Raw genomic sequence first — 6,000 nt, forward strand, 5'->3', positions numbered from 1 at the left:
TGCATAAACTCGTGGAGCGATTTGATGTAATACCAGTCAGCCTTAAGGCTGACTGGTATGCGCGCGGGGCTGGTGGGGCGGCCGCGTGCAAAATCAAGAGCTTATACCAGCCCGCCACCAAACCCAGAGAGTCAAGCTCTTGGCGGGCTGGTATAAGGTCATCCGCCTTGCGCAGCTTCGACGCTTTTTGCCGCAAGCTGCCCGCCAGCACCTTTGTGGTGCAGTGGGGTGGCTCGCATGTGCATAAAATCGGCGGCAAGGTGTTTGCCATTGGGCAGTTTACCGGCAAGCCCTCCTATGTGTTCAAGACCACGCCGCTGCGCTTTGAGTTGCTGATCGAGCAGGGCATGGCAACGCGTGCGCCTTATTTGCGGCGCGGAACTTGGGTGCAGGTGAGCGATGGGGTGCCCGCAGCCGAGCTGCGGGAGTTGCTGCGCCAGTCCTACGATGTGGTGGTGGCGGGGCTGACCAGGGCGGCCAGAGCGGATATTGGCGTTTAATCCGGAAAATTCCTTGAAAATTCCTTACTGAATCCTGGATAATCCTTACATCAAGGAGATTCCTTGCGGAGGAAGTTTTTTCCTTACCGAGTAAGGATTTTCGGTGCTGGGTAAGGAATTTTCTTTTCGAGTAAGGATTTTTCCTGCTTACGGAGGTTTTATGAGAAATTTTCCGGAAAAAGTAAGGAATTTTACCGAATATAAAGAAAATCTCCGCAGAAATGCCGCGACTCGGGCATTTTATGAAGGGCGGGAAAATATGATCACCAGCAAACTGACCTCGAAGGCGCAGACGACCATTCCGCAGGCGGTGCGGCGGCATCTGGGGCTGAAAGAGGGGGATATGCTCGGATTTGTGTTGGAAGGTGAGCGGGTGGTGCTCTGCAAGCCGCTCGTCCCGCAGCCTAGCGCCGTGGCGGAGATGGCGGTGTTCAACGAATGGGAGAGCGAGGCGGATAAGAGGTCGTTCTATGGCCTTTAAACGCTGGGATATTGTGCGAATCCCCTATCCGGCGGGGGAAAAGCCGGCGCGCGAGCACCGGCCGGCGCTGGTGATCGTCGCCGGGGAGATTTTTAAAAACCACGGGCTGCTCTGGGTGTTGATGATTACCAGCGTGAAAAATCGCGGCTGGCCGGGGGATGTCGAGGTGGGGGATATGATGGCGGCGGGGCTTGGCGTGCCCTCGGTGGTGCGCACGGCCAAGATGATGACGGTGGAGGGCCGCGAAGCCGAGGTGATCGGCGCGCTGCTGGGGGCCGCGCGGCGGCAGGTGAGCGAGCAGGTTTTTGCGAATATGGGGCTGACAGGGGGGACGGGACCGGTTGGCTGACTATGGTCAGGCCGGGATGACCAGGGGGCTACCAGATGGTGCGGACATGCGGATAGGCGTGCAGCCGGGCGTTGGCGGTAACCAGCGGGCAGCCGAAATGGCGCGCAGTAACCAGCGGGCAGCCGAAATGGCGCGCGGTGGCGGCGAGGATGCACGCGGGCATGGGCCCGGGCGCAGGGGCCGGGAGGGTGGCGGCTTGCAGGGCGATGGCATTGTCCACGGGGATGAAGCGCACCGCCGGCAGCGCGCCGATGCGCGCCAGCCAGGCGGCGGGTTCCATCCGCAGCCCGAGCCGGCCTGATTGCGCCAGCGCGGGGATTTCCCATGCGGTGAGGGCGGAGATGAGGATTTCACCGCCGGGGTGCTCGGCTTCGATGGCGGCCAGGGCTTTGAGGGAAAGCTCCGCATGGCGGTTGACCCACCAGATGAGGCTGTGAGAGTCGAGCAGGATCACTCTTGAGTGTCCTCCGGAGGGGTGAAGAAGAGCACCGAGCCGCGCAGGGCATCCAGCGGGCTGGTGTGCGGCGGCGCGTAGGGGCGGATTTCCAGCGTGGGGGTGCCGTTGTCGGTAATGATCAGCGGCTGGCCGGTGGCTTCGACCTCGCGGAAAAGTTCCAGGGCGCGGGGCTTGAACTGGGATTTGGAGATTTTGCGCATGATGACCAGGGTTTTATGACCATGGACATTAAGGATGTGTTGCGTTTGGTGCGGGCGGCCAGCCCGGCGCGCACGGCGGGCCAAAGCGGCGCCTTGGCGGCCACGAAGCGTGCCAGGTTGAAAGGCTCCGCGGCTAGGGGTGCGTGGCCAGCAGTTTATCGTCAATTCCGGTGGCGCGCAGCCAGGCTGGGCGTTGTTTCAGGCGGTCCCAGTAAGCCTCGAACGCCGGGCATTTGGCGATGGAGTCGAAGCGCAGGCCAAAGCCGATCTGCGCGCCGAGGTAGATGTCAGCCGCGGAGAATTCCTCGCCCAGAAGGTAGGGGGATTTGGAGACCGCGGCCTCGGTGACGTTCATCACCGCCTCGAAACTGCCGTAGCCGGCCATGCCGGCGCGTTCCGGCGGGATGATGACGCCCAGACTATGGTTGAGGACCGCCGTCTCGAACGGGCCGGCGCCGAAGAAGAGCCAGCGGTAGTAGCTGCCGCGCAGGGGCGAGCCGGGTGGCGGCGCAAGGCGCGCGGCGGGGAAGGTATCGGCCAGATAGGCGATAATGGCCGGGGTTTCGGTGATGATCACATCGCCGTGGCGCAAGGCCGGGACTTTGCCCATGGGATTGATGGCCAGATAGTCCGGCGTTTTCATCGGCGGGCCGTAGTGGATGATCTCGGCTTCATACGGCTGGCCGATTTCTTCCAGCGCCCAGCGGACTATGCGGCCGCGCGACATCGGGTTGGTGTAGAGGGTTAGGCTCATGTCCGTCTCTCCCGCGAGGTTTGGCGGCAGAGTAGTCCTAAACGGGGCCGCGCGGCAACGCCGTTGCCGCGCGGGGTGGGCTTCAGCCCGCCTGGCGGGCCAGAAGTTTTTGCGCGACCAGCGCCTCGGCGATCTGTACCGCGTTCAGCGCGGCGCCTTTGCGCAGATTATCCGACACGCACCAGAAGGCCAGGCCGTGGGGCACGGTGGGGTCTTTGCGGATGCGCGAGACGAACACCGCGTCCTCGCCCTTGCATTCGATGGGGGTGATGTAGCCGCCGTCGACGCGCTGGTCGTGCACTTCCACGCCGGGGGCGGCGCGCAACACCGCGCGGGCCTCGTTCATGTTTACCGGGTTCTCAAACTCGACATACACGGCCTCCGAATGGCCGATGAACACCGGCACGCGCACGCAGGTGGCGATGACCTGAATGGCCGGATCGAGGATTTTTTGCGTCTCGACCACCATTTTCCATTCTTCCTTGGTGGCGCCGTCATCCATGAACACGTCGATCTGCGGGATGACGTTGAAGGCAATGTCTTTCTGGAAGATTTGCGGGGGGTTCTTGTCATGCACGTAATGCACCTTGGTGTTGGCCAGCAGCTCGTCCATGCCCTCTTTCCCGGCGCCGGAAACCGATTGATAGGTGGAGACGACAACACGCTTGATCTTGAATTTATCGTGCAGGGGCTTGAGGGCCACGACCATCTGGATGGTCGAGCAGTTGGGGTTGGCGATGATGTTGCGCTTGCGGAACTGGGTGATCGCCTCCGGGTTCACCTCCGGCACCACCAGCGGCACATCGGGGTCCATGCGGAACTCCGAGGTATTGTCGATGACGACGCAGCCCGCCGCACCCGCGCGCGGGGCGTGAATCGCCGAGATCGAGGCGCCGGGCGAGAACAGGCCGATGTCCCAGCCCGTGAAGTCGAAGGTCTCAAGGTTTTTGACGGTGAGGATTTTATCCTCCCCGAAGGACACCTGCGAGCCGGCGGAACGGCCCGAGGCCAGGGCGGCAACCTCGGAGACCGGAAAATTCCGCTCGGCAAGGGTTTTGAGGATTTCGCGCCCGACCGCACCGGTGGCACCAACAACCGCAACCCTGAAAGACATCGTAACAAACTCCAAATTGAAAAGTGAACGGTGAAGTAAAACCAAAGGGGGGGTAACGCAAGGCGTGGGCTGGTTTGCGGCGCGCTGATGGCTCTGGCATAGCCGGCGTATGACATCCGGCGCCATTGGCGTGCCTTCTCCCAGGGCAGCGGCGCTGCTCCGCCACCCGCCGTTCCGGCGTTTTCCCGCGCTGCGCGGCATGGAACGCCTGGAATAGCTGAATTTTCTGGCGATTTTTAGCCGTTGCGTTATAGTTCTGATAACGGAGGCAAGCGATGGGCAATGAGCTTCAGTCTGTTCTGAGCGAGATTGTTGCCCTGGCGCGGGTGGTACTGAATGTTGCCGGGACGTTCAACAATGCCGCGTCCGGCTTTTTGACGTATTTCGGGATTGCGCCGACGTATCAGCTTTATCTTTTTCTGGTGCTGATGGTCATGCTTACGGTGGCGGCGCTGCGTACGCTGGGCGGGATGCTGGGCTGGCTGGTGATGTTGCTGATGGTGGTGCTGCTGATCCAGCGGGTGGTGCCTGGCATTAGCGCGTCCACTGCCGGCGGTTCGTCCAATCTGCCGGTGGTGCACCCGTTAAATAACGCACTCTAGAGCGGCGGGGTTTGGCAGCAGGAGGTTTTGCCTGTTTTTTACGCAGGTGCAGCCATTGCTTGACGCTGCGGTGAAATATTGCCAGATTTTAACACCGAACCGCTCCGGTGAACCGGCCGGGGTACGGCTGCATGATGAATTTTTTGGCGGCCTTGCGCCGTGCTGGAGCGAAAAATGACGGCTGATGTTACACCAGAACTATTTGGCATCATCGAGGAAAAGGGGATTGCGGCGGTCACCCTGAAAGAGACGCACGGCAACCCGAGGGCCGTGTTCGGCCTTTGGATGGCGGCGAATATCGAATTCGCGACGTTGACCACCGGCGCGCTGGCGACCGGCTGGCTGGGGCTCTCCTTCAGCGCCGCGCTGGCCGCCATCGTGATTGCGAATGTGCTGGGCGGGCTGACGCTGGCGTTTTTCAGCACGTTCGGCGTGGATTATGGCCTGCCGCAGATGATCCAGGGGGCAAACTGGTTCGGTAAGCTGGGCAATAAACTACCCTCGCTGTTCAACTTCCTAGGCGGCTTCTCATGGTTCGCGGTCAACACCATCGTCGGCGCCTATGCGTTGCAATATTTCTTCGGCGGGAACCTCATCGTCAGCATCATTGTGCTTTCGGCCATTCAGGTGGCGATCGCCTTCGTCGGGCACGATCTGATCCAGGTGACGGAGAAATACCTGGTTTATGTGCTCACGCTGGTGTTTCTGGCGCTGAGCTTTGTCGCGGTGAGGCACCTTGGCCTCTCGGTGCCGGAAAACGTGAAAGCCGAGGCCGCCGTGGGCGGTTTCTCGGGCGCGTTCATGCTCGCCACCTCGATCATGGTTGGTTATGTCGTCGGCTGGATTCCGTATTCTTCTGATTATACGCGCTATCTGCGCACCAACCTGAACCCCGCGGCGGTGAAGAAAACCGTGCGGACCTATGCGTTCTGGGGGGCGGTGATCTCCACCGTGTGGATTGAGGCGCTGGGCGCGCTGATCGGCGCCTCCGTGTCATTTTCGAAACCCTCCGATCTGTTCACCAGCTGGATGCCCGAATGGCTGAAGACGCCGTTGCTGATCGCGGTCGTGCTGGGCACCATCAGCGCCAATATTCTGAACATCTATTCCGCGACGCTCTCGGCCCTGGCGATCGGCGTCAAGATCAAGCAGCATTGGGCGGCGCTGCTCACGGGCACCATCGGCACCATCATCTCCGTGCTGGCGGCGGAAAACTTCATTACTAATTATGAGGATTTTCTGTTCGTGCTCGGCTATTGGACGGTGCCGTGGATTTCCATCACGCTGTTCTGCCACCTGAGCCGCCGCACCTCCCGCCTGGGCGGGGTCAGCGCCGCGTTTGCCGCCTGGGTGGTGACGGTGGTGGCCTCCGAGCCGTTCTGGAACCAGACGCTGCATACGGGCTGGTTCGCGGCGCATTATCCGCAGTTTGGCGACAGCACGTTTGTCGTTTCCTTGATTCTGGGCGCGGTGCTGTATTTCCTCCTCACCTCGCCCGCCACGGCAACCGCGGCGGCGGACTGATACCAGTCAGCCTTAAGGC

General features: G+C 61.4%; 9 protein-coding genes. 5 read left to right on the forward strand and 4 right to left on the reverse strand.

The features are described from left to right. The first annotated feature begins 167 nt into the window (after positions 1-167). The 3 genes from PHE40_RS04835 (at position 168) to PHE40_RS04845 (ending at position 1,330) form a co-directional block, all read left to right on the forward strand. Entirely contained in the window at positions 168-500 is a 333-nt protein-coding gene (locus PHE40_RS04835) for an MmcQ/YjbR family DNA-binding protein (protein WP_299958792.1), read from the forward strand. A gap of 259 nt (positions 501-759) precedes the next feature. Further along, complete coding sequence (locus PHE40_RS04840; protein WP_299958795.1) at positions 760-981, forward strand: AbrB/MazE/SpoVT family DNA-binding domain-containing protein; 222 nt, start codon at positions 760-762, stop codon at positions 979-981. After that, the gene (locus PHE40_RS04845) at positions 971-1,330 is read left to right on the forward strand and encodes a type II toxin-antitoxin system PemK/MazF family toxin (protein WP_299958798.1); all 360 of its coding nucleotides are present in this window, start codon (positions 971-973) and stop codon (positions 1,328-1,330) included. Before PHE40_RS04840 ends, PHE40_RS04845 begins: the two co-directional genes overlap by 11 nt. Positions 1,331-1,358: 28 nt before the next feature. Here the strand turns inward: PHE40_RS04845 and PHE40_RS04850 are convergent, their stop codons facing one another. From PHE40_RS04850 to PHE40_RS04865, 4 genes are all read right to left on the reverse strand, one after another. Further along, on the reverse strand, positions 1,359-1,784 hold the full coding sequence (locus PHE40_RS04850) for a type II toxin-antitoxin system VapC family toxin (protein ID WP_299958800.1): 426 nt from the start codon (positions 1,782-1,784) through the stop codon (positions 1,359-1,361). Beyond that, positions 1,781-1,987: a type II toxin-antitoxin system Phd/YefM family antitoxin gene (locus tag PHE40_RS04855; RefSeq protein WP_299958803.1), complete on the reverse strand. Its 207-nt coding sequence runs from the start codon at positions 1,985-1,987 to the stop codon at positions 1,781-1,783. The genes PHE40_RS04850 and PHE40_RS04855 overlap by 4 nt, the downstream gene beginning before the upstream one ends. Positions 1,988-2,120: 133 nt before the next feature. Continuing rightward, positions 2,121-2,741 carry a glutathione S-transferase family protein gene (locus tag PHE40_RS04860; RefSeq protein ID WP_299958806.1) on the reverse strand — a complete coding sequence of 207 codons (621 nt, stop codon included), beginning with the start codon at positions 2,739-2,741 and terminating at the stop codon, positions 2,121-2,123. An 82-nt stretch (positions 2,742-2,823) separates the two neighbouring features. Beyond that, a complete protein-coding gene (locus tag PHE40_RS04865) occupies positions 2,824-3,855 on the reverse strand; it encodes an aspartate-semialdehyde dehydrogenase (protein ID WP_299958809.1) in 1,032 nt (343 codons plus the stop codon). 275 nt (positions 3,856-4,130) lie between these two features. Between PHE40_RS04865 and PHE40_RS04870 the strand changes: the two genes are divergently transcribed. Beyond that, a complete protein-coding gene (locus PHE40_RS04870; protein WP_299958811.1) occupies positions 4,131-4,457 on the forward strand; it encodes a hypothetical protein in 327 nt (108 codons plus the stop codon). Between the two features lie 174 nt (positions 4,458-4,631). After that, complete coding sequence (locus PHE40_RS04875; protein WP_299958814.1) at positions 4,632-5,981, forward strand: cytosine permease; 1,350 nt, start codon at positions 4,632-4,634, stop codon at positions 5,979-5,981. The last annotated feature ends 19 nt before the right edge of the window (positions 5,982-6,000 follow it).

Source organism: Acidocella sp. (assembly GCF_028687955.1).
Lineage (GTDB): Bacteria > Pseudomonadota > Alphaproteobacteria > Acetobacterales > Acetobacteraceae > Acidocella.

Bases quoted from the DNA above. Each gene is read 5' to 3' on its own strand.
- PHE40_RS04845 (WP_299958798.1), top strand. From the start codon at position 971: ATGGCCTTTAAACGCTGGGATATTGTGCGAATCCCCTATCCGGCGGGG.
- PHE40_RS04865 (WP_299958809.1), bottom strand. From the start codon at position 3,855: ATGTCTTTCAGGGTTGCGGTTGTTGGTGCCACCGGTGCGGTCGGGCGC.
- PHE40_RS04870 (WP_299958811.1), top strand. From the start codon at position 4,131: ATGGGCAATGAGCTTCAGTCTGTTCTGAGCGAGATTGTTGCCCTGGCG.
- PHE40_RS04840 (WP_299958795.1), top strand. From the start codon at position 760: ATGATCACCAGCAAACTGACCTCGAAGGCGCAGACGACCATTCCGCAG.
- PHE40_RS04860 (WP_299958806.1), bottom strand. From the start codon at position 2,741: ATGAGCCTAACCCTCTACACCAACCCGATGTCGCGCGGCCGCATAGTC.
- PHE40_RS04855 (WP_299958803.1), bottom strand. From the start codon at position 1,987: ATGCGCAAAATCTCCAAATCCCAGTTCAAGCCCCGCGCCCTGGAACTT.
- PHE40_RS04875 (WP_299958814.1), top strand. From the start codon at position 4,632: ATGACGGCTGATGTTACACCAGAACTATTTGGCATCATCGAGGAAAAG.